At 50.6% G+C, this 1,138-nt stretch carries 1 rRNA gene; it reads left to right on the top strand.

Annotated features, from left to right (window positions below):
- Positions 1-1,138: ribosomal RNA gene (locus CRO59_RS27670) — 23S ribosomal RNA — on the top strand; the annotation flags it as partial.

Below are 1,138 nucleotides of genomic sequence, written 5' to 3' on the forward strand. Positions count from 1 at the left end.
AAGATGGTTATCTTGTACTGAATACATAGGTGCAAGAGGCGAACCAGGGGAACTGAAACATCTAAGTACCCTGAGGAAAAGAAATCAACCGAGATTCCCTTAGTAGTGGCGAGCGAACGGGGACTAGCCCTTAAGTGGCTTTGAGATTAGCGGAACGCTCTGGAAAGTGCGGCCATAGTGGGTGATAGCCCTGTACGCGAAAGTCTCTTAGTCATGAAATCGAGTAGGACGGAGCACGAGAAACTTTGTCTGAATATGGGGGGACCATCCTCCAAGGCTAAATACTACTGACTGACCGATAGTGAACTAGTACCGTGAGGGAAAGGCGAAAAGAACCCCGGAGAGGGGAGTGAAATAGATCCTGAAACCGTATGCGTACAAGCAGTGGGAGCCCACTTTGTTGGGTGACTGCGTACCTTTTGTATAATGGGTCAGCGACTTATTTTCAGTGGCGAGCTTAACCGAATAGGGGAGGCGTAGCGAAAGCGAGTCTTAATAGGGCGTCTAGTCGCTGGGAATAGACCCGAAACCGGGCGATCTATCCATGGGCAGGTTGAAGGTTAGGTAACACTGACTGGAGGACCGAACCGACTACCGTTGAAAAGTTAGCGGATGACCTGTGGATCGGAGTGAAAGGCTAATCAAGCTCGGAGATAGCTGGTTCTCCTCGAAAGCTATTTAGGTAGCGCCTCATGTATCACTGTAGGGGGTAGAGCACTGTTTCGGCTAGGGGGTCATCCCGACTTACCAAACCGATGCAAACTCCGAATACCTACAAGTGCCGAGCATGGGAGACACACGGCGGGTGCTAACGTCCGTCGTGAAAAGGGAAACAACCCAGACCGTCAGCTAAGGTCCCAAAGTTATGGTTAAGTGGGAAACGATGTGGGAAGGCTTAGACAGCTAGGAGGTTGGCTTAGAAGCAGCCACCCTTTAAAGAAAGCGTAATAGCTCACTAGTCGAGTCGGCCTGCGCGGAAGATGTAACGGGGCTCAAACCATACACCGAAGCTACGGGTATCACGCAAGTGATGCGGTAGAGGAGCGTTCTGTAAGCCTGTGAAGGTGAGTTGAGAAGCTTGCTGGAGGTATCAGAAGTGCGAATGCTGACATGAGTAACGACAATGGGTGTGAAAAAC

The organism is Pseudomonas sp. LAMO17WK12:I5 (assembly GCF_900215165.1).
In the GTDB taxonomy this organism is placed as follows: Bacteria; Pseudomonadota; Gammaproteobacteria; order Pseudomonadales; family Pseudomonadaceae; genus Aquipseudomonas; species Aquipseudomonas putida_A.